20 protein-coding genes are annotated in these 20502 nt (G+C 67.4%); 11 read left to right on the plus strand and 9 right to left on the minus strand.

The genetic code is table 11. The annotated features are described in order from the left end of the window. The first annotated feature begins 1 nt into the window (after window position 1). From odhB to VHO04_RS02210, 5 genes are all read left to right on the plus strand, one after another. Entirely contained in the window at window positions 2–1234 is a 1233-nt protein-coding gene (gene odhB / locus VHO04_RS02190; protein ID WP_329626840.1) for a 2-oxoglutarate dehydrogenase complex dihydrolipoyllysine-residue succinyltransferase, read from the plus strand. A 99-nt stretch (window positions 1235–1333) separates the two neighbouring features. After that, complete coding sequence (lpdA, locus tag VHO04_RS02195) at window positions 1334–2731, plus strand: dihydrolipoyl dehydrogenase (protein ID WP_329626841.1); 1398 nt, start codon at window positions 1334–1336, stop codon at window positions 2729–2731. 184 nt (window positions 2732–2915) lie between these two features. Further along, on the plus strand, window positions 2916–3539 hold the full coding sequence (locus VHO04_RS02200) for a trimeric intracellular cation channel family protein (protein WP_257544753.1): 624 nt from the start codon (window positions 2916–2918) through the stop codon (window positions 3537–3539). A 96-nt stretch (window positions 3540–3635) separates the two neighbouring features. Further along, window positions 3636–3914: a hypothetical protein gene (locus tag VHO04_RS02205; RefSeq protein ID WP_329626842.1), complete on the plus strand. Its 279-nt coding sequence runs from the start codon at window positions 3636–3638 to the stop codon at window positions 3912–3914. Then, entirely contained in the window at window positions 3911–4813 is a 903-nt protein-coding gene (locus VHO04_RS02210) for an alpha/beta fold hydrolase (RefSeq protein ID WP_329626843.1), read from the plus strand. The genes VHO04_RS02205 and VHO04_RS02210 overlap by 4 nt, the downstream gene beginning before the upstream one ends. A gap of 130 nt (window positions 4814–4943) precedes the next feature. Here VHO04_RS02210 and sppA read toward each other — a convergent pair whose 3' ends face one another. From sppA to VHO04_RS02240, 6 genes are all read right to left on the minus strand, one after another. After that, complete coding sequence (gene sppA / locus VHO04_RS02215) at window positions 4944–6923, minus strand: signal peptide peptidase SppA (RefSeq protein WP_329626844.1); 1980 nt, start codon at window positions 6921–6923, stop codon at window positions 4944–4946. 125 nt (window positions 6924–7048) lie between these two features. Next, window positions 7049–7945: an NAD(P)H-binding protein gene (locus tag VHO04_RS02220; protein ID WP_329627011.1), complete on the minus strand. Its 897-nt coding sequence runs from the start codon at window positions 7943–7945 to the stop codon at window positions 7049–7051. Window positions 7946–7962: 17 nt separating this feature from the next. Continuing rightward, window positions 7963–9069, minus strand: coding sequence for a glutamate 5-kinase (gene proB / locus VHO04_RS02225; protein WP_329626845.1), 1107 nt, complete (start codon window positions 9067–9069; stop codon window positions 7963–7965). 9 nt (window positions 9070–9078) lie between these two features. Then, complete coding sequence (locus VHO04_RS02230; RefSeq protein ID WP_329626846.1) at window positions 9079–9471, minus strand: endonuclease domain-containing protein; 393 nt, start codon at window positions 9469–9471, stop codon at window positions 9079–9081. 91 nt (window positions 9472–9562) lie between these two features. Then, window positions 9563–10606, minus strand: coding sequence for a GTPase ObgE (gene obgE, locus VHO04_RS02235; protein ID WP_329626847.1), 1044 nt, complete (start codon window positions 10604–10606; stop codon window positions 9563–9565). Window positions 10607–10810: 204 nt separating this feature from the next. Beyond that, window positions 10811–11398 (minus strand): TetR/AcrR family transcriptional regulator, encoded by a 588-nt coding sequence (locus VHO04_RS02240; protein ID WP_329626848.1) that lies wholly within the window; start codon window positions 11396–11398, stop codon window positions 10811–10813. A 78-nt stretch (window positions 11399–11476) separates the two neighbouring features. Here VHO04_RS02240 and VHO04_RS02245 point away from each other — a divergent pair, with 78 nt between their 5' ends. The 3 genes from VHO04_RS02245 (at window position 11477) to VHO04_RS02255 (ending at window position 13798) form a co-directional block, all read left to right on the plus strand. Then, entirely contained in the window at window positions 11477–12361 is an 885-nt protein-coding gene (locus tag VHO04_RS02245) for a metal-dependent hydrolase (protein WP_329626849.1), read from the plus strand. A gap of 317 nt (window positions 12362–12678) precedes the next feature. Further along, window positions 12679–13236, plus strand: a complete 558-nt coding sequence (locus tag VHO04_RS02250; RefSeq protein WP_329626850.1) for a hypothetical protein — start codon at window positions 12679–12681, stop codon at window positions 13234–13236. Between the two features lie 31 nt (window positions 13237–13267). After that, a complete protein-coding gene (locus VHO04_RS02255; RefSeq protein ID WP_329626851.1) occupies window positions 13268–13798 on the plus strand; it encodes a GNAT family N-acetyltransferase in 531 nt (176 codons plus the stop codon). A gap of 256 nt (window positions 13799–14054) precedes the next feature. On the opposite strand, the gene VHO04_RS02260 is transcribed toward VHO04_RS02255, so the two are convergent. Both VHO04_RS02260 and VHO04_RS02265 read right to left on the minus strand, forming a co-directional pair. After that, complete coding sequence (locus VHO04_RS02260) at window positions 14055–14510, minus strand: NfeD family protein (protein WP_329626852.1); 456 nt, start codon at window positions 14508–14510, stop codon at window positions 14055–14057. 1 nt (window position 14511) lies between these two features. Then, the gene (locus tag VHO04_RS02265; protein ID WP_329626853.1) at window positions 14512–15423 is read right to left on the minus strand and encodes an SPFH domain-containing protein; all 912 of its coding nucleotides are present in this window, start codon (window positions 15421–15423) and stop codon (window positions 14512–14514) included. Between the two features lie 73 nt (window positions 15424–15496). Here VHO04_RS02265 and VHO04_RS02270 point away from each other — a divergent pair, with 73 nt between their 5' ends. After that, window positions 15497–16303: a CoA ester lyase gene (locus tag VHO04_RS02270; RefSeq protein ID WP_329626854.1), complete on the plus strand. Its 807-nt coding sequence runs from the start codon at window positions 15497–15499 to the stop codon at window positions 16301–16303. 236 nt (window positions 16304–16539) lie between these two features. Then, window positions 16540–18036, plus strand: a complete 1497-nt coding sequence (locus VHO04_RS02275) for a M28 family peptidase (protein ID WP_329626855.1) — start codon at window positions 16540–16542, stop codon at window positions 18034–18036. A 96-nt stretch (window positions 18037–18132) separates the two neighbouring features. Here the strand turns inward: VHO04_RS02275 and VHO04_RS02280 are convergent, their stop codons facing one another. Next, window positions 18133–19521, minus strand: coding sequence for a class II 3-deoxy-7-phosphoheptulonate synthase (locus VHO04_RS02280; protein WP_414713070.1), 1389 nt, complete (start codon window positions 19519–19521; stop codon window positions 18133–18135). Window positions 19522–19785: 264 nt separating this feature from the next. On the opposite strand from VHO04_RS02280, the gene VHO04_RS02285 reads away from it, so the two are divergent. Then, window positions 19786–20463, plus strand: a complete 678-nt coding sequence (locus VHO04_RS02285; RefSeq protein WP_329626857.1) for a cyclic nucleotide-binding domain-containing protein — start codon at window positions 19786–19788, stop codon at window positions 20461–20463. The last annotated feature ends 39 nt before the right edge of the window (window positions 20464–20502 follow it).

A 20502-nucleotide genomic window follows, 5' to 3' on the forward strand; every position in this document is an offset into this window, starting at 1 on the left:
GATGAGCACCGAAGTCAAAGTTCCCACGCTGGGCGAAAGCGTCACCGAAGCGACGATCGGCGAATGGCTGAAACAGCCGGGCGATGCCGTCGCGGTCGACGAGCCGATTGCCAGCCTCGAAACCGACAAGGTTGCGGTCGAAGTGCCGTCGCCGGTTGCCGGAGTGATGGGCCAGCAGGTCGTCGCGGTTGGCGAAACGGTCAATGTCGGCGCGGTGATCGCGACGATCGAAGCGGGTGACGGAAAGAGCGCGGCGCCCGCGCCCGCCGCCAAGGAAGCCGCCGCCCCGGCGCCCGCCGCGGCGACCGCTTCGGCACCGGCCGAGGAAAGCGGCGACGGTGTCCAGACGCTGTCGCCCGCGGTGCGCCGCCTCGTGCTCGAGCACGGCGTCGACCCGACCAAGATCAAGGGCAGCGGCAAGGATGGCCGCCTGACCAAGGAAGATGTGCTCGCCGCCGCCAATGCCGCGCCCGAGGCGGCGCCCGCGCCTGCTGCGACCCCTGTGGCTGCCCCCGCCGCGAGCGGTGCGCCGGGCCGCCGCGAAGAGCGCGTCAAGATGACGCGGATGCGCCAGACGATCGCCAAGCGGCTGAAGTCGGCGCAGGACACCGCGGCGATGCTCACCACCTTCAACGACTGCGACATGTCGGCGGTGATCGCGACGCGCGACAAATATCGCGACAGCTTCGAGAAGAAGCATGGGGTTCGCCTTGGCTTCATGAGCTTCTTCACCAAGGCGGTCGCGCTCGCGGCGCACGACATTCCGGCGGTCAACGCGCGGATCGACGGCGACGAGATCGTCTATCACGACTATCTCGACGTCTCGGTCGCGGTCAGCGCGCCCAACGGGCTCGTCGTGCCGATCGTCCGCAACGCCGACAGCCTGTCCTTCGCGGACATCGAGAAAGCGATCGCCGACCTCGGCAAGCGCGCCAAGGACGGCACGCTGACGATGGACGACATGACCGGCGGCACCTTCACCATCTCGAACGGCGGCGTTTTCGGCGGCCTGATGTCGACCCCAATCATCAACCCGCCGCAGTCGGCGGTGCTCGGCCTCCACCGCATCGAGGACCGCCCGGTCGTGCGGAACGGCGAGATCGTCATCCGTCCGATGATGTATCTTGCGCTCAGCTACGATCACCGGCTGGTCGACGGCCGCGAGGCGGTGACTTTCCTGAAGACGATCAAGGAAGCGATCGAGGATCCGACGCGGCTGCTGATCGATTTGTAGGTTCCGTCGCCCCAGCGAAAGCTGGGGCCGCTATCCCCCTGGCGCCGCTATCGACGCCAGCGATCCCAGCTTTCGCTGGGATGACGAATGGAGTTGATAATGGCTGATTACGACTACGACGTCCTTGTCATCGGTGCCGGCCCCGGCGGTTATGTCGCGGCTATCCGCGCCGCGCAACTCGGGCTCAAGACCGCGTGCGCCGAAGGGCGCGAGACGCTGGGCGGCACCTGCCTCAACGTCGGTTGCATCCCGTCGAAGGCGATGCTCCATGCGTCGGAATATTATGAGGCCGCGGCCGGCGGCGCGATGGCGGCGATGGGCATCAAGGTGAAGCCCGAACTCGATCTCGGCACGATGCACGGCCAGCGCAAGGACGCCGTCAAGGGCCTGACCGGCGGCATCGAGTTCCTGTTCAAGAAGAACAAGATCGACTGGTTGAAGGGCTATGCCCAGTTCACGTCGGCCGACACGGTCGAGGTCGCGGGCAAGGCGGTGCGCGCGAAGAATATCATCATCGCCACCGGCTCGTCGGTGACCCCGCTTCCGGGTGTCGAGGTCGACAATGCCAAGGGCGTCATCGTCGATTCGACCGGCGCGCTCGAGCTTGCGAAAGTGCCGGGCCATATGGTCGTGATCGGCGGCGGCGTGATCGGGCTCGAACTCGGCAGCGTGTGGCGCCGCCTCGGCGCCAAGGTGACCTGCGTCGAATATCTCGACCAGATCCTCCCCGGCATGGACGGCGACGTCCGCAAGGAAGCGAACAAGATCTTCAAGAAGCAGGGCATCGAGTTCAAGCTCAAGACGAAGGTTACCGGCGCGACAGTCAAGGGCAAGAAGGCGGTGCTGACGCTCGAACCCGCCGCGGGCGGCGAGGCCGAGACGCTGGAGGCCGACGTCGTGCTCGTGTCGATCGGGCGCCGTCCGAACACCGACGGGCTCGCGCTCGACAAGGCGGGGCTCGCGGTCAACAAGCGCGGCCAGATCGAGACCGACCATGATTTTCGCACCTCGGTTCCCGGCATCTGGGCGATCGGCGACGTGATCCCCGGCCCGATGCTCGCGCACAAGGCCGAGGACGAAGGCATCGCCTGCGCCGAGAATATCGCAGGGCAGACCGGCATCGTGAATCACGACGTCATCCCGTCGGTCGTCTACACCTGGCCCGAGATCGCCGGCGTCGGCCTGACCGAGGAAGCTGCGAAGGAAAAAGGCGAGGTCAAGGTCGGCAAATTCCCGATGCTCGCGAACAGCCGCGCCAAGACCAACCACGAGCCCGATGGCTTTGTGAAGGTGATCGCCGATGCGAAGACCGACCGCGTGCTCGGCGTCTGGATCATCGCCAGCGTCGCGGGCACGATGATCGCGCAGGCGGCGCAGGCGATGGAATTCGGCGCGACGTCCGAAGACATCGCCTACACCTGCCACGCCCACCCGACGCACAGCGAAGCGATCAAGGAAGCGGCGATGGCGGTGACGGGGAAGCCGATCCACATCTGATTGCGGCGAGGCATAAAGCAGCCCTGTTCCCCCGCGAAGGCGGGGGGCCATCTCCGGTCGGCGCTATTCCGAACCGGCAGAAGGTGGACCTCCGCCTTCGCGGGGGAGCAGAGTTGTGCGGTCGTCGGCGCGCCACCCGCCTTCCCATTGTGCCGCCCCGCCCGCAATGATAGCGCCTCGCATCATGGACACCCAGACCCTCATCCGGCTGCTCGATCTCGCGGGGATCGGCGTCTTCGCGCTGTCGGGCGCGCTGATGGCGGTGCGGTTGCGCCAGACATTGGTCACCGCCTGCTTCTTTGCGTTGGTGACCGGGGTCGGCGGCGGTAGCGTGCGCGACCTGCTGATCGGAGCGCCGGTCTTTTGGGTGCAGGACGGCGCGATCGCCGCGGTGTGCATCGCGATCGCGCTCACCGTCTGGGCGACCCCCGAACGCTGGTGGCAGGGCCATCTGCTCGAATGGGCCGACGCGGTGGGGCTCGCCGCCTATGCGGTGTTCGGCACCGCGAAAGCGCTTGCCTGGGGCGTGCCGCCGGTCCCCGCGCTGATGATGGGGGTGATCACCGGCTGCGTCGGCGGTACGATCCGCGACATATTGGCGGGGGTGCCGTCGATCATCATGCGGCCCGAAATCTATGTCACCGCGGCGGCGCTCGCGTCGGGACTCTATCTCGTCCTGCTGTGGCTGGGCCTCGGGACGGCGGTGGCGGCGATCGCGGGCGCGGGCGCCGGATTCATGCTGCGCGGCGCGGCAATTCGCTGGTCATTGGCGCTCCCGGCCTATAAGGGCCCCCGCGAATCGCGGTAAACAGCGGCCTAAGCGAGCCGCAACGCCGGCTTAACATCGATCCGCTAAGGATTCGGGCGCGCGGAGAGGCGCGCCGTGGGGACCATTTCCATCTTGATGACATTGCTGATCTCGTTCGGCGCCGGGGTCGAGGCGCCCGATTGCGCGAGTGCGTGCGGCGATCCGGCGGCGACCGGCCGCTGGATCGTCGGGCTGTCGCTGATCATCTTCCTGTTGCCGCTGATCGCATCGACCGTGGCGCGGCTTTTGAGGCGCCGCCATGGCGTCGCCAGCGCACCCGCCGCTTTCTCCGCCGCCTCGCCTGATTTTCCATCCCGGCTTGACCGGACCGCGCTTCGCGGCATGGTGGAAGGAAAGATATGGGAGACGGCATGACCACGGCACAGGCGACGGCGAACGGCATCGACATCACCTATGAGGACAAGGGGCCCAAGGATGCGCCGCCGATCCTGCTCGTGATGGGGCTCGGGGGACAACTCACCCTCTGGCCCGACGAGTTCGTCGACGCGCTCGTCGCGCACGGTTTTCGCGTCATCCGCTACGACAATCGCGACGTTGGCCTGTCGACGCGTTTCGACGCCGCGGGCGTTCCCAATCTCAAATGGATGTTCGTCAAGGCGGCGCTGCGGCTGCCGGTGAGCAGCGCCTATACGCTCGCCGACATGGCGGCCGACGGCATGGCGCTGCTCGATCATCTCGGCATCGACCGCGCGCATATCGTCGGCGCGTCGATGGGCGGGATGATCGTCCAGCATATGGCGGCGCGCTATCCCGAACGAGTGCTGTCGCTGACCTCGATCATGTCGACCACCGGCAATCCGCGCCTGCCGCGCGCGCAGAAGGAGGCGATGCGGGTCCTCGCCAATCGGCCGATGAGCGGCGATGCCGAAGCGATGATCGCCTATTCGGTGAACGCCGCGCGGGTGATCGGCAGTCCCGGCTATCCCGCTGAGGAGGAGCGGCTCCAGCGCCGCGTCCGCGGCGATTACGAGCGCGGCTGGTATCCGCAGGGCGTCGCGCGCCAGATGGCGGCGATCGTTGCCGATGGCGACCGCCGCGCGATGCTGAAGGATATCAAGGCGCCGACGCTGGTGATCCATGGCGAGGCCGACCCGCTCGTGCCGATCGAGGGCGGGCGCGATACCGCCGCGCATATCGCGGGCGCACGGCTGCTGACCATCCCCGGCATGGGGCACGATCTGCCGCTCGCGCTCGTCGATACGTTGACGGGGGCGATTGCCGAGCATGCGCGGGGCGTGGCGGTCGCGGCCTAAAAAAAGGACGGCGCAACTAGATCCTGTTCCCCCGCGAAGGCGCGGGGCCAGAGCGTGATAAAGCCGACATTTGGGTAGGCCGTTCTGGGGCCCCGCCTTCGCGGGGACACATGCTATTGTTCGATATGATCTATTTCAGCAGCAGCGCCAACGCGGCGAACCATCCCTTTGCTTCCGGCGCCCGCGGCACCGCGGGCAGGAAGGCGCGGCAGTCGAGGCAGCTTGCCTGCACCGACCCCGAACGGGTGAGCAATGTCAGATCCTGCGCCAGCCGCCGCTCGGTAAGCTGGCGGTTCATCGCCGCGATGCCGAACCAGCCGCGCGGCGCCATCGCCTGCTGATCCTGCTCGGCGCCGGTCAGGCTGGCGAGCATCTTGGAAAATTCGCTCGGCTCTTCCTCATAATATTTGGCATGATAAGCGCCGTCGATCTTTGCCATCTTTGCCGCCGCCGCCAGCGCGTCGGGCAGGCCGCCGAACTGGTCGACAAGGCCGATCTGGCGCGCGGTGCCGCCGGCCCAGACGCGGCCTTCGGCGATCTCGCGAATCTTCTCGATCGGCTGCTTACGGCTCTTGGCGACGAGGCCGGTGAAGCGGGCATAGATATCCTCGACGCTCGCCTGCGCGAGCGCGTTGAACTCGTCGTTCACGCCGCCGAACACGTCGGGCTGGCCCGACAGCGGCGTCGTCGCGATGCCGTCGGCATTGACCCCGATCTTCGCGAGCGCCTGATCGAAGCTGGGGATGATGCCGAACACGCCGATTGAGCCGGTGATCGTGTCGGGCTCGGCGAAGATGCGGTCGGCGGGGGTCGACACCCAATAGCCGCCCGATGCGGCGACATTCGCCATCGAGACGACGACGGGCAGCTTCTTTGCCTTGGCCTGGAGCAGCGCCTGGCGGATCTGTTCCGACGCGAGCACCGATCCGCCGGGCGAATCGACGCGCAGCACGATCGCCTTGGTGCCGCTGTCGGCGACGGCGTCGAGAATGTGCTCGGCGATCGTGTCGCCGCCGGCCGAACCGCCGCCCGTTTCGCCGTCGACGATCTCGCCGACGACCGGGACGACGGCAATCGCCGCGCCCTTTTCTTCCGGCGGATTGGCCGCGACCCAATTGTCAAGCGGGATCGCGTTATATTCCCACGGGCGGCTGTCGTCATAGACGCCGCTGATCTCGGCGACGCGTTCGCTGAATGCCATGCGGCTGCCGACCTTGTCGATCAGCCCGGCCTCGACTCCTGCCTTCGACAGGTCGTTGCCCGCCGCCTTCACCGCGCCCGCGGTGTCGGCGATGAAGGCGTCGATCTTGGCTTTAGGCCGCGCTTTCCTGACGTCGGCCAGCCAGTTTTCCCACAGGACGCCGGCATAGGCGCGGTCGGCCTCCTTCGCTTCGGGCGACTGGTCGCTGCGCAGATAGGGCTCGACCGCGCTCTTGAAGGTGCCGACGCGATAGATGTGCGCGGTGATGCCGAGCTTGTCCATCAACCCTTTGTAATAAAGGCGCGACCCGCCCGGCCCGGCGATCGCCACGCCGCCGATCGCATCCGACCAGATTTCGCTGGCGTGCGCCGCGACCTGATAGCTGTCGGTGGTATAGGCGGTAGCGAAGGCGAGCACCGGCTTCTTCGCCGCGCGCACCTTGTCGACCGCGGTGCCGATCTCGGCAAGCGACACCTGGCCGCCGCCGAGGAAGCGGTCGAGGTCGAGCACGACCGACGTGACGCGCTTGTCGGTCGCCGCGGTTTCGAGCGCGTGGACGATGTCGCGGGTGCGCAGTTCCTTGAGCTGATTGCCGCCCGACAGCGCCGCCAGCGGATCGACGTCGGAGGGCTGTTCAGTGACGACGCCGTCGAAATCGACCACGAGCGCCCCCTCGCTGACCGGCAGCGATGCATTGGGGCGCCCCGCGAGCAGCGCGAAAAGCGCCACGAAGAACAGCAGCAGGAAGATCAGCGCCAGCCCGTCCTTGATCGCCACGAGCAGGTGCCAGACCTTGCGCGGAAAGCTGGTGCTCCCGCCGGGCTTGTCGTCGCCGGGCAGCGGCCGACGGACGGGGATGGCCCAGGGGCCGGCTGGGTCGGTGGGAGGCGTGGCGGTGGTGTCGGTCATGCGCGCAAACCTAGGGATGCGCCTCGCCCTTGGCAATGCACGCTTCGACGGGCGGGAGACGGGGAGGGGGCGAACGACTTTGTGTCAGGTTCGTCATTGCTTCGCTTCGCTCACAATGACGAGCTTTATAACCACCCCTCGCTGCGATACCAGCGCACCGTTTCCGCCAGCGCATCCTTGGTATCGAGCGCCGGTTTCCACAGCATGGCAGGCGGTCGCGCGCCCTCGGTCGCCACCCAGTCGGGATGCGCGATATAGCGCGCGCGGTCGGGCGTCAGCTTTGCGGCCTTGCGGCGCACCAGCGTGTCGAGCCGTCCAGCGGTTTTGAGCACCGCGCCCGGAACCGGCAACGCGCGGACATGCGTCCGCCCCACGGCCTCGCCGACCGCGCGCGCGAAATCGCCGTGGGTCCAGCCGCCCGCGCGGCCATCGTCGGGCTCATAAACCTGCCCGATGCTCGCCGCGCGGTCGGCGGCGAGCGCGACGAGCAGGCGCGCCAACTCCCCGACATAGATCGCCGACATCCGCCCCGGCGGGACGAGCGCGATGCCGCGCCGCGCCATGCGGAACAGGTCGAGCATCTCGCTGTCGCCGGGACCGAACACCGCGGGCGGCCGCACGATCGTCCAGTCGAGCCCGCTGTCCTCGACAACCGCCTCGGCGCGCTCCTTCGACCAGCCATAGTTGGAGATGCCGGGCTCGCGTGCCGCGAGCGACGAGACATGAATGAAGCGCCGCACCCCCGCGCCGCCCGCCGCCGCGACGACATTCGCGGTCGCGACTGCATTCCCCGCCTCGAAATCGGCGCGCGTCGGCACGTTCACGACGCCGGCGATATGCATCACGACATCGCTGCCCGCCGCCATGTCGGCGAGCGCATCGGGCCGGTCGAGCGCGCCCGCGATCCAGGTGACACCTTCGCGCGCGTCCTGCGGGCGGCGGGTGAGGGCGCGGACGTGCCAGCCTGCGGCGACCGCCTGTCGCAGCGTCGCTTGGCCGACGAAGCCGGTCGCTCCGGTCATCGCCAGCACCGGCGCCGTCACAGCAGCACCATATGGTCGCGGTGCACCATCGCGGCGCGCGGGGCATAACCGAGCGTCGCCTCCTGCGCGTCGCGGCCGAGGCCGAGGATCGCGGTCGCGTCGGCGACCGGATATTCGGACAGCCCGCGCGCGACGGTGCGTCCGTCGGGGCCCGCGATGTCGAGGATATCGCCGCGCACGAAAGCGCCGGTCGCGGCGGTGACCCCCGCGGCGAGCAGGCTCGCGCCACCGCGCAGCGCCTTCACCGCTCCGGCGTCGATCGTCAGGCGGCCCTTGGCGGTAAGCCCGCCCGCGAGCCACGCCTTGCGCGCGCTCGCGCCCTTTTCGGCAACGAAGATCGTGTGGCGCGCGTCGGTCGAAAGCGGCCGTTCGATCCGCCCCGAGGCGATGGCGAGGTGCGCGCCCGCCGCATTGGCGATGCGCGCCGCCGCGATCTTTGACACCATGCCGCCCGATCCCATGCCCGACGCCGACCCGGTGTCGGCCATCGCCTCGATCGCGCCGTCGATCCGCTCGACGCGTGCGACGTGATTGGCGCCGGGGAGAGCGGGATTGCGGTCGTAGAGCCCGTCGATGTCGGAGAGCAGCACGACGCCGCCCGCGCCTGCCGCCTGCGCGACGCGCGCGGCGAGCCGGTCGTTGTCGCCGAAGCGGATTTCCTCGGTCGCGACGCTGTCATTCTCGTTGATGATCGGCACCACGCCGAGCCCGAGCAGCCGGTCGAGCGTCGCCGCGGCGTTGAGATAGCGGCGGCGATGTTCGAGGTCGCCCAGCGTCACGAGCATCTGCGCCGCGGTCAGCCCCTCGGCGCCGAGCACCTCGGCCCAGACCTGGCTCAGCGCAATCTGCCCGGTTGCCGCCGCCGCCTGCGCATCCTCCAGACTCGCGCGCCCGCCCTTGGCGAGCCCGAGCCGCCGCGCGCCGAGCGCGATCGCTCCCGACGAAACGACCGCGATCTGCTGGCCCGCCTTCGTCCGCTCGGCGATGTCGGCGGCAATCCCCGCCAGCCACGCGCGCCGCACCGCGCCGCCCGGATCGACGAGCAGCGCCGATCCGATCTTGACGATCAGGCGCGGGCAGGAGGCGGGAGCGAACAGGGTCATGGCATTCTTCTAGCCCTCTCCCGCTGGCGGGAGAGGGTTGGGTGAGGGTGGCGCGGCCTTGAGCCTTCGGTCGAGCTCGGCCAGCACCGCGGAAAGGACGCCCTCCATATTCGCAAGCACGTCATTGTTCCAGAAGCGGATGAGGTGGAATTTCTTGGCTTCGAGAAAGGCGGTGCGCGCCGCGTCGACCTCGGGAGTATGCTGGCCGCCGTCGAGTTCGACGATCAGGTCGGCTTCGATGCAGATGAAGTCGACGATATAGGGACCGATACTGACCTGACGGCGGAATTTATGGCCGCCGAGCTGGCGATTGCGGACGCGGGACCAGAAAGCGCGTTCGGCGTCGGTGGCATTGCGGCGGAGATTGCGGGCGTGGGGATTGGTTCTTCTTGTGATCGCCATCCCGTCCACCCTCATCCAAGCTTCGCTAGCCGCCATTCGGCGGCAAGCTGCGCTATCCTTCTCCCGCCAGCGGGAGAAGGGGAGGAATCGTTCAGATCGGCGACCAGTCGCCGCCCGCATCCTCGCTCTCATCCTCTCCCGGTTCGGGATGGCCGATCGCCTCGAGCAATTTGTCGAGCACCGCGCCGACGCCCGCGCCGCTGGCGCCCGACAGCGCCATCACCTTATGACCGCTTTCAGCTTCGAGTTCGGCCGACAGTGCCGCGATCAGCTCGTCGTCGAGCGTGTCGATCTTGTTGAGCGCGACGATCACCGGCTTGTCGATCAGGTCGGCGCCATAGGCCTCCAGCTCGTCGCGGACGATGCGATAGCTGGTCGCGACATCCGTGTCGTTCGCGTCGACCAGATGCAGCAGCACGCGGCAGCGCTCGATATGCCCCAGGAAGCGGTCGCCGACCCCGGCCCCCTCGGCAGCGCCTTCGATCAATCCGGGAATGTCGGCAATGACGAATTCCTGCCCCTTGTGGCTGACGACGCCGAGCTGCGGGCGCAGCGTCGTAAAGGCATAGGCGCCGACCTTGGCCTGCGCGTTGGTCACCGCGTTGATGAAGGTCGACTTGCCGGCGTTGGGCAGACCGACCAGCCCTGCGTCGGCGAGCAGCTTCAGTCGCAGCCACACCCACATCTCCTCGCCCGGCCAGCCGGGGCCGTGCTGGCGCGGGGCGCGGTTGGTCGAGGTCTTGTAGCTCGCATTGCCGCGCCCGCCGTCGCCGCCGTGCAGGAAATGGATGCGCTCGCCCTCCTTGGTGAGGTCGGCGAGCAGGCTGCGTTCGTCGTCGTCGGCCAGGATCTGGGTGCCGACCGGCACCTGAATGACGAGGTCGGGGCCGCCCGCGCCAGTGCGGTCACGCCCGGCGCCGGGGGTGCCGCGCTTCGCCTTGAAATGCTGAGTGTAGCGGAAATCGATCAGCGTGTTGAGGCCCGCGACCGCCTCGAACACGACGTCGCCGCCCTTGCCGCCATTGCCGCCGTCGGGGCCGCCATATTCAATATATTTCTCGCGCCGGAACGACACGGCGCCGGGGCCGCCATCGCCCGACTTGATGAAGATCTTGGCCTGGTCGAGGAAATGCATCGGGGGCCTTTAGGGGGAAAGGCACGATTTGGCCAGCGCTCGTCGCCTTCGCGAAGGGGCCGCCGATCTCCTGTCTTCGTCATCCCGGACTTGATCCGGGATCCATGATTCCGGCGCTGCGAGAATGGATCCCGGATCAAGTCCGGGATGACGATGAATATTACCGCGCTGATGGCCTTTGCGGTGCTTCATTCGATAGCGGCGTCACCCCCGCCGCCCGATCCCGTGCGACAGCATCGATTCGAGGGCGATCTCGCGCGCGCGGCTGCGCGGGACGCCGAGGGCGCGCGACAGCGGGCCGCCGAACAGCGCGTCGCCGAGCGCCATCAGCACGAGCTGCATCGTCTCGTCCTCGATCGGCGCTTCTTCTTCGCCATGATCCTCGCGCAGTTCCTCGACCAGGTCGTGGATCGCCTTCAGGATCGGGTCGAGCGCATTTTCATTGCCCGACAGGATCATCCAGCTCGCCAGCGCCCCCGCGCCGCCGGTGTCGAACGCGTCGAAGGCCAGGTCGACGACCTCGCGCGGATTCTGCTCGCTCGCGCGCTGGCGGAACACCGCCTCGCGGATCGTCGTGGTGATGAACGCCGCCATCTTCTCGATCAGCGCCTGCTGCAGCCCCGCGGCGCTGCCGAAATGGTGGAGCAGGTTCGCGTGGGTGCGGTCGACGCGCGCCGCTACGGCTTTCAGCGTCACCGCCTGCGGACCGCTTTCGATCAGGATTTCGCGGGCCGCTTCCAGCGCGGCCGCCCGGCTCTCCTCCGGGCTCAGTCGCTTTCTTGATATTGACACCACTGTAAGTAACCTTTAACACCATGCCCCATGGGACGTCCCCACGTCCCGCAACCCCTTTTCGACGGTGAAGACCATATGTCCAGCCTTTCCCGCTCTCCCACCCCCGACGATCTGTCGATTACCCCGCGCGACAAGCGCTTCGGCCGCGACGACCGGCAGGGGCGCTGGTGGCTGAACGGCGATCCCATCGCGTCGGCTTTCCACACCGCGCTGTCGGTCACCTTTCCGCGCGGCGAAGCGATGTTCATCGAGGCGGTGAAGGCGCACCGCGACGGCGTTCCCGACAAGCTCGCACGCGAAATCCGCGCCTTCACCCAGCAGGAAGTGATCCACAGCCGCGAGCATGTCGTCTTCAACAAGAAGGCGGCGGAAGCGGGCTATGATCTCAGCGAGCTCGATGCCGACGTCAGCCACGTCCTCGATCTCATCAAGACGCGCCCGCCGATCGTCAACCTGATGGCGACGATCGCGCTCGAACATTATACCGCGATGATGGCGGCGGTGATGCTGAAGGACCCGAAAATGTACGCGGGTGCCGAGCCCGAATGGGGCGCCCTGTGGAAATGGCACGCGATCGAGGAGATCGAGCATAAGGGCGTCGCCTACGACACCTGGCTCCACGCGACGAAGGACTGGAGCCGCTGGAAGCGGTGGAAGGCGAAGTCGCTGATGATGCTGCTCGTCACCAGCCGCTTCTGGCCGCGCCGCGTCAAGGGGATGAAGGCGCTGCTGAAGCAGGACGGGCTGACCGGCTGGCGCGTGACGGCGCGCATCTGGTGGTATCTGCTCGGCTCGCCCGGCATCCTGCGCAAAAGCTTTCTGCCGTGGCTGTCCTATTTCATGCCGGGCTTTCATCCGTGGAACCACGACGACCGCGCGCTGATCGAGAAATATGAAGGCGACTACGCCGACGCGCTGATGCCCGCGCATTCCTCGGCGCCCGAACTGGCGGCCGCCTGACGCAGAGGTTCCGCAAAGGCGGGCGCCCGGACCGGTTTCTCTCTCCCCTCCGAGCCTGCCTTTGCGGGGCGCATCAATCGCCTCAAATTCCCCCGTCATTCCCGCGAAAGCGGGAATCCAGCTTCCTTCTCTCTTAATTCTTCGCGCCTTTGCCCCTTTGCGTGAGTCTTTTGAAAATCTCACGCAAAGGGGCAAAGGCGCGAAGAAGGAAAAGCTGGATTCCCGCCTTCGCGGGAATGACGAAAAGAGGGGGCAGTCCGGACCTAGACGCGCCCGCCGCTCTCCCATATCCCTTGTCCGGTGGGGAAGGGGGCGTCATGCAACCGATGACGGCGGCGGAAATCATGCAGCTCGAACTGCAGCTTGCGGGTCGCGCCTCGCTGCTTCAGTTCGGCTGCGGCAACAGCACGCTTGTCGCCGCAAGGCAGGCGCAGACAATCGTCTGCGTCGACGCCGATGCCGGCTGGCTGGCCGAGGTCGGCGCCAATCTCGCCCGCGCGGCGATCGATTTCACGCCTGTCCATGCCGACATCGGGCCGATCGGCGACCGGGGCTATCCCGCCGATCGCGGCCGGATGCAGGACTGGCCGCGCTATCATGTGCAGGTGTGGCGCCAGCTTTCGGCCAGCCCCGACGCGGTGCTGATCGACGGCCGCTTTCGCGTCGCCTGCCTGTTGCAGGCGATCGTTCACGGCAAGCCCGACTGCCTGCTGTTGTTCCACGGCTTCACCGACCGGCCCGATTATCAGGTCGTGTTGCGGCATGCCGATATGTTGGCGCGCGTCGACACGCTCGCAGTGCTGCGCGCCAAGCGGCAGGTCGACGGCACCGCGGTGCTGCACGACCTGTTCGACCATTTCCTCGTTCCCGATTGACCGGCCTCGATGCACCCGGCATGTCGGCGCGATGATCACATCGCCTCCGCTCATCGAAACCGGCCGCCTCCGCCTCCGCCCGATGCGCTTCGCCGACAAGGACGTTCATATCGCGATGTGGGCCGACGCCCGCGTCACCCGCTTCATCGGCGGCGAACCGCGCACGCCCGACGTGAGTTGGGGCAAGTTTCTGAGCTCGGCGGGGCTGTGGCCGGTGATGGGCTTCGGCTATTGGGTGTTCGCCGACAAGGCGAGCGACGCGCTGGTCGGCATGGGGGGCTTAAGCTATTTCTGCCGCGGCATTCCCGAGCTTGAGGATTGTCCCGAGGCGGGCTGGGCGTTCGACGCCGACCATTGGGGCGCGGGCTATGCGACCGAAGCGATGACCGCGGCGCTCGGCTGGGCCGACGCGAACCTCGATGCCAGGGAAGTGCGCTGCATCATCGACCCCGGCCATGTCGCATCGGAACGGGTGGCGGCGAAGCTGGGCTTTCGCCGCATCGGCGAGAGCGATGCGCTGGGCCATGCCGTGGCGATCTATTCGCGGCCCAAGGGGGGATGAACCGTCATTGCGAGGAGCCGAAGGCGACGCGGCAATCTCCAGCTATCGACCTTGCGCAAGGTCGATAGCTGGAGATTGCTTCGCTCCGCTCGCAATGACGGATTTGGCTAGAGCGGCGTGCGCTTAATCTGCAACGCCCCTTGTCCGTTCGTGTCGAGCGAAGTCGAGATACCCATCGGCCTTGCGCTGCCCGGATGGGTGTCTCGACTTCGCTCGACACGAACGGGACGGTGGATCAGATTTAAGGCTCGATGCTCTAAGCCGCCTCGACCACCAGCACGCCGCCGTCGGCGCTGACGACGCGGACCTTGCTACCCTCGGCGGCGTCGGGGCCGTGGACCGGCCATTCGCCGTCGCCGACCCTGGCGCGGCCACGGCCGTCCTCGATCGCCCGGGTCACCGTCAGCACCTCGCCGACCAGCCGCACCGCGCGCTGGTTGAGATTGGGGTCGGCGGTGGTGATCGGGTTCGCCTTCAGCCAGCGCCGCGCGCTGTAGAGGGCGATGAACGACAGCACCGCGAAGATGCCGAGCTGCGCCGGAACGCTGTCGGCGACGCCGGGAAGGATCCAGGCAAAGACGCCGGTGACGATCGCCGCGGCGCCGAGCCAGATCAGGAAGAAGCCGGGCGCGACGATCTCGGCCGCGGCGAGCAGCACGCCGAGCGAGAGCCACGCCCAATGCGGTTCCATGCTCGCCAACCAGTCCGCCATCTCAGCCCCCCTTGCGTTCGAGCGCGTCCTTGGCGAGCTCGCCGATGCCGCCGAGCGTGCCGATGAGCTGCGTCGCCTCGACCGGGAACAGGATCGTCTTGGCGTTCGGGCTGGTCGCGAACTGGCTCACTGCCTCGACATATTTCTGCGCGATGAAATAGTTGATCGCCTGCGCATTGCCGCCGGCGATCGCGTCGGACACCATCTGCGTCGCCTTGGCCTCGGCCTCGGCCTCGCGCTCGCGGGCCTCGGCGTCGCGGAACGCGGCTTCGCGGCGACCCTCGGCCTGCAATATCTGGCCCTGCTTCTCGCCCTCGGCGCGCAGGATCTCGGAAGCGCGCATCCCTTCGGCTTCGAGGATGTTGGCGCGCTTCTCGCGCTCGGCCTTCATCTGCCGCGCCATCGCGTTCGAAATGTCGGCGGGCGGGCGGATGTCCTTGATCTCGACGCGGGTGATCTTGACCCCCCACGGCGTCGTCGCATCGTCGACGACGTGCAGCAGGCGGGTGTTGATCTCGTCGCGCTTCGACAGCGTCTCGTCGAGGTCCATCGATCCCATCACCGTGCGCAGGTTCGTCGTCGTCAGGTTCATGATCGCGAGATAGAGGTCGCTGACCTCATAGGCCGCCTTGGCGGCGTCGAGCACCTGGAAGAAGACGACGCCGTCGACCGCGACCATCGCATTGTCCTTGGTGATGATCTCCTGCCCCGGAATGTCGAGCACCTGCTCCATCATGTTTACCTTGCGCCCGACGCGGTCGAAGATCGGCATGATGAAGTTGAGCCCCGGCTGCGCGGTGTGGGTGTAGCGGCCGAAGCGTTCGATCGTATAGGCATAGCCCTGCCGGACCGGCGTCAGCGCCCAGACCAGGAACACCAGGGCCAGCACCACCAGCGCGAGCGCGAATTCCATCGATCGTCCCCTCTTTCACAAAAGCCTCATCTCCTTATTGCGGCAATGCGGCGGCTGCGCCACAGAAAAGCGCATGACCGACTTTGCCCCCCGCTCGCTGCTCTATGTTCCCGGCTCGAACGCCCGCGCGCTCGACAAGGCGCGGGGGCTCGCCGCCGACATGCTGATCATCGACCTCGAGGATGCGGTTCCGGCCGACCGCAAGGCGGAGGCGCGCGCCGCCATGCGCGCGGCGGTCGCGGCGGGCTTTTCCGGCAAGCGCGTCGCGGTGCGGATCAACGGAACGGGCAGCGAGCATCAGGCCGACGACCTTGCCGCTGTCGCCGGGCTGGCGCTGGATGCCGTGGTGCTGCCGAAGGTCGACGCGCCGTCGGATCTCGACCCGGCGCGCCCGCTCGGCGTGCCGCTGCTGGCGATGATCGAGACCCCGGCCGCCATCTATGCGGCGCGCGACATCGCCGCCGATCCCGCGACGCACGGGCTGATCGCGGGGCTCAACGACCTTGCGCACGAACTGAAGCTGCCCGATGGCATGGACCGCGGCGCGATGAGCCATGCGATTCAAGCGATCGTGCTCGCGGCGCGCGCGGGCGGCGTCTGGTGCTTCGACGGCGTCTATAACGCCATCGACGATGCGGCGGGCTTCGCGGCGGAGGCCGCCGAAGGGCGGCGGCTCGGCTTCGACGGCAAGACGCTGATCCACCCGTCGCAGGTCGATCCGTGCAACGCCGCCTTCGCCCCCTCGCTGCGCGAGATCGCCGCAGCCGAAGCGCTGGTCGCGGCCGCGACGGGTGGCGCGCAGCGGCACGAAGGCCGGATGATCGAGGACATGCACGTCGCCGCGGCGCGCGCGCTGCTGGAACGGGCGGGAAGAAAATAACAGGATTCGCGCAGGGACGCAGAGAAATTACACTATCCTGTTCCCCCGCGAAGGCGGGGGCCCATCTCCGGTCGGTGCAAGGTGGGACCGGCCGGAGATGGGTCCCCGCCTTCGCGGGGACACGGTTGATTTTTCAATCTCTGCGTTCTCTGCGCTGAATCCAATTCAGCACCGCCGCCTGTCGTTCGACGAACGCGCCTTGCCTGCCCACCCCGGCCATGCCATGCGGCGAGCCCATGAAAATCCTCACATTCCGCGCCGCAATCGCGGCCGCCGCCCTGATCGCCATCGCGCCCGCAAGTTACGCGAAGGATGCCGATACGCCGGTCACCGAGGCCGAACTCGCGGACCATATCCGCATTCTTTCCAGCGATGCCTTCGAGGGGCGCGGGCCGGGCACCGAGGGTGAGGATCGCACCATCGCCTATATCGTCGGCGAATGGGCAAAGGCGGGGCTCGAGCCCGTTCCGGGTAGCGCGACGCCGTGGCTCCAGGGGGTGCCGCTGGTCGAGACGCAGGCAACGAGGGGAAGCGCGACGTTCAAGGCCGGCGGCGGCGATCTGGCGTTCGGCGACGACGGTATCGTCCTGACCGGCCGCGATGCATCGCTGTCGCTCGTGGACGTACCGGTCGTCTTCGTGGGCTACGGCATCGACGGCGCGGGCAGGGTGAACGCGGACGTCAAAGGCAAGCTCGCGATCATGCTTTTCGACGCCGCGCCCTTCGGCAAGGATTTGCCGCGCTATCGCGAACGGCGGCAGATGCTCGCCGATGCGGGCGCGGCGGGGGTGCTCGTCATCGCGACCGACGCGGTGCCGTGGGGGCAGCTTCGCGAGGCGGTGGGCGGCAAGACGACGCGGCTGGCGTCGGCGAAGCCTGGCGCGCCGGTCACCGGCTTCCTGTCGCCCGAAGCGGCGGCCGCCCTGTTCCAGCGGGCGGGGCAGGACGGCGCCGCGCTCGGCGCGGCAGCGAAGGCGGCGGGCTACAAGGGTGCCGTGCTGCCTGTGACCGCCGACATCACCGCGACGGCAACCGTGCGCGCCTACCAGAGCAACAATATCATCGCGAAGCTGCCCGGCGCGAAGCCCGACGGCAAGGCGGTGCTGTTCCTCGGTCACTGGGACCATCTCGGCATCTGCGCGCCCGACGATCCGAAAGATCGCATCTGCAACGGCGCGGTCGATAATGCGAGCGGCATTGCGGTGCTGATCGCGGTCGCAAAGCGGCTCGCCGGCGGCGCACGGCCCGATCGCGATATCTACTTCATGGCGACGACATCGGAAGAGAAGGGGCTGCTCGGCGCGCACTGGTTTGCCGATCATCCGGTCGTGCCGCTCTCGGACATCACCGTCGCGCTCAATATCGACACCGTCGCCATTTCGCCGCGCGGCACCCCGGTCGCGACGATCGGGCGCGGCAAGCCCGCCTATGATGCGGTGGTGCGCGCGGTCGCGGGCGAACTCGGCCGCAAGATCGACGACGACGGCGAGGCCGATCCCTTCATCCAGCGGCAGGACGGCTGGGCGCTCGGCGCCAAGGGCGTGACCTCGCTGATGGTCGGCGGCAGCTTTTCGGACATGGCGCTGCTCGAAAAATTCCTCGGCAGCGACTATCACGAGCCGGCCGACGAGTTTTCGGACAAGGTGCCGCTTGGCGGCGCGGCCGAGGACGCCGACCTGCACGTCGCGCTGGGCCGGGCGTTCGCCGATACGCAGCGGTGGCCGGGGAAATAATTCCCTCGTCATTGCGAGCGAAGCGAAGCAATCCAGAGTGGCGTAAACCGCTCTGGATTGCTTCGCTTCGCTCGCAATGACGATGGGAGAGGCTGCCTACGCCGCCTGCTTCGCCCGGTCCGACATTTCCTGATTGAGCATTTCCGCCAGCAGGAACGCCAGTTCAAGGCTCTGCCCCGCATTGAGCCGCGGGTCGCAATGCGTGTGATAGCGGTCGGCAAGGTCCATCTGGGTCACGTCCATCGCGCCGCCGGTGCATTCGGTGACGTTCTGGCCGGTCATCTCGATATGGATGCCGCCGCCGTGCGTCCCTTCGGCGCGATGCACGGCGAAGAAGCCGCGCACCTCGGCGAGGATGCGCTCGAACGGGCGCGTCTTGTAGCCGGTCGAGGTCTTGATGACATTGCCGTGCATCGGGTCGCACGACCAGACCACCGGATGCCCCGATTCCTTCACCGCGCGTACCAGCCGCGGCAGATGCGCCTCGATCTTGTCGTGACCATAGCGGGTGATCAGCGTCATGCGCCCGGGCACATGGCCGGGGTTCAGCGTGTCGAGCAGGCGCAGCAGCACGTCGGGCTCCAGGCTCGGCCCGCATTTCATGCCGACCGGATTGCCAATGCCGCGCAGATATTCGATATGCGCCGACCCTTCGAAGCGGGTGCGGTCGCCGACCCACAGCATATGGCCCGAGGTGTCGTACCAGCCGCCGGTCAGGCTGTCCTGCCGCGTCAGCGCCTGCTCATAGGGGAGCAGCAGCGCCTCGTGACTGGTGTAGAAGCTCGTGCCCTTGATCTGAGGCACCGTCTCGGGCGTCACCCCGCACGCTTCCATGAAGGCGAGCGCTTCGGAAATCCGCCCCGCGGTTTCCTGATATTTCTTCGCCCACGGGCTGCGGTCCATGAAATCATGCGTCCAGGCGTTGACCTGGTGCAGATTCGCATAGCCGCCGTTGGCAAAGGCGCGCAGCAGGTTGAGCGTCGCCGCCGACTGGTTATACGCCTTGATCATCCGCGCCGGGTCGGGCTCGCGGCCCGCCGCCTCGAAACCGATGTCGTTGATGATGTCGCCGCGATAGCTGGGCAGCGACACGCCATCGACGTCTTCCATGTCGGCGGAGCGCGGCTTGGCGAACTGGCCCGCCATGCGGCCGAGCTTCACCACCGGCATTTTCGATGCAAAGGTCAGCACGACGGCCATCTGGAGCAGGACGCGGAAGGTGTCGCGGATATTGTTCGGATGGAATTCGGCAAAGCTTTCGGCGCAGTCGCCGCCCTGGAGCAGGAAGGCCTTGCCTTCCGCCACGCGGCCGAGTTCGGCGGTCAGGTCACGCGCCTCGCCGGCAAAGACCAGCGGCGGATAGCTCGACAGCTCCTTTTCGGCAGCCGCCAGCGCGGCGGCGTCCTGATAGGTGGGAAGCTGCCGCGCTTCGTGCGTGCGCCAGCTCTGCGGTTGCCATGATTGCGTCATATCTCTTGTCTTCATTCTGCGTCGAATCGCGGGCCGCCATGGCGCGAATGCGCCGCCGAAGCAATGGATGCGATTCTTTGGAAAGGGAAAATTAGCATTTTAATGGCTTTTACGCACCTATGCTTTCCCTGATCGGTAAAAACTGATAAATTGTTGCAACAATCGGGCTGCATGGGTCGTTGCGGCCAAGGCGTTGGACAATCGGTGACGTTATCGGATTGGCGACGATGCCATGATGCTGATGGCCCCTGCTCGGGCCTCGATACGAAAAGGCTGCCTATGACCGGTTTCGATCCGGCCTGGTTCGGTTATGGGGCGCTCCTTGTGCTGCTGGCGGCGAGCCTCGTCGCGCGTGTCGATCATGTCCGGCTCGGGCTCGCGGTCGCGGCGCTGCTTGCGCTGCCCGTCGCCATCCTCGGCTGGCACGGGACGGGCTATACCCTGCTCATCCTTGCCATCCTGCTCGTCAATCTCGGCCTCATCGCGCGTCTGTGGCTCCGCGCGAGCCGAGTCCGCTTCTCGGCCGAAGAGCAGCTGTTGCGCGACCGGCATTTCGACGGGTTGGGGCCGGCGGCGGCGCGCGCGCTGATCGATCAGGGGCACTGGATTTCGGCGCGGCGTGGCGAGGTGCTGATCCGCGAGAATGAGGCGGCGCCCTGCCTCTTCTACCTCGCCGAAGGCGCGGCGGCGGTCCGCCGCGACGGGCAGGACGTCGGCGCGGTCGCCGACGGCGCGCTGATCGGCGAGGCGACGGTGCTCGACGGCGCCCACGCGACCGGCACCGTCGTGCTGACCAGCGCTTCGCGGCTGTGGTTCATCCCGGCCGCGGGGCTGCGCGCCTATCTTACCGCCCAACCCGACGTCGCCGCCGCACTCCACGAAGGCTTCGCCCGCGCACTGCGCGGAAAGCTGGCGAGCGCCAACGCCCGCATTGCCGACCGGCCTCCCCTGCCCTAGGGTCGCCGCCTTTCCTCCCAATCGGCAGAGCGACCAAGA

It is taken from the genome of Sphingopyxis sp. (genome assembly GCF_036261875.1).
GTDB lineage: Bacteria > Pseudomonadota > Alphaproteobacteria > Sphingomonadales > Sphingomonadaceae > Sphingopyxis.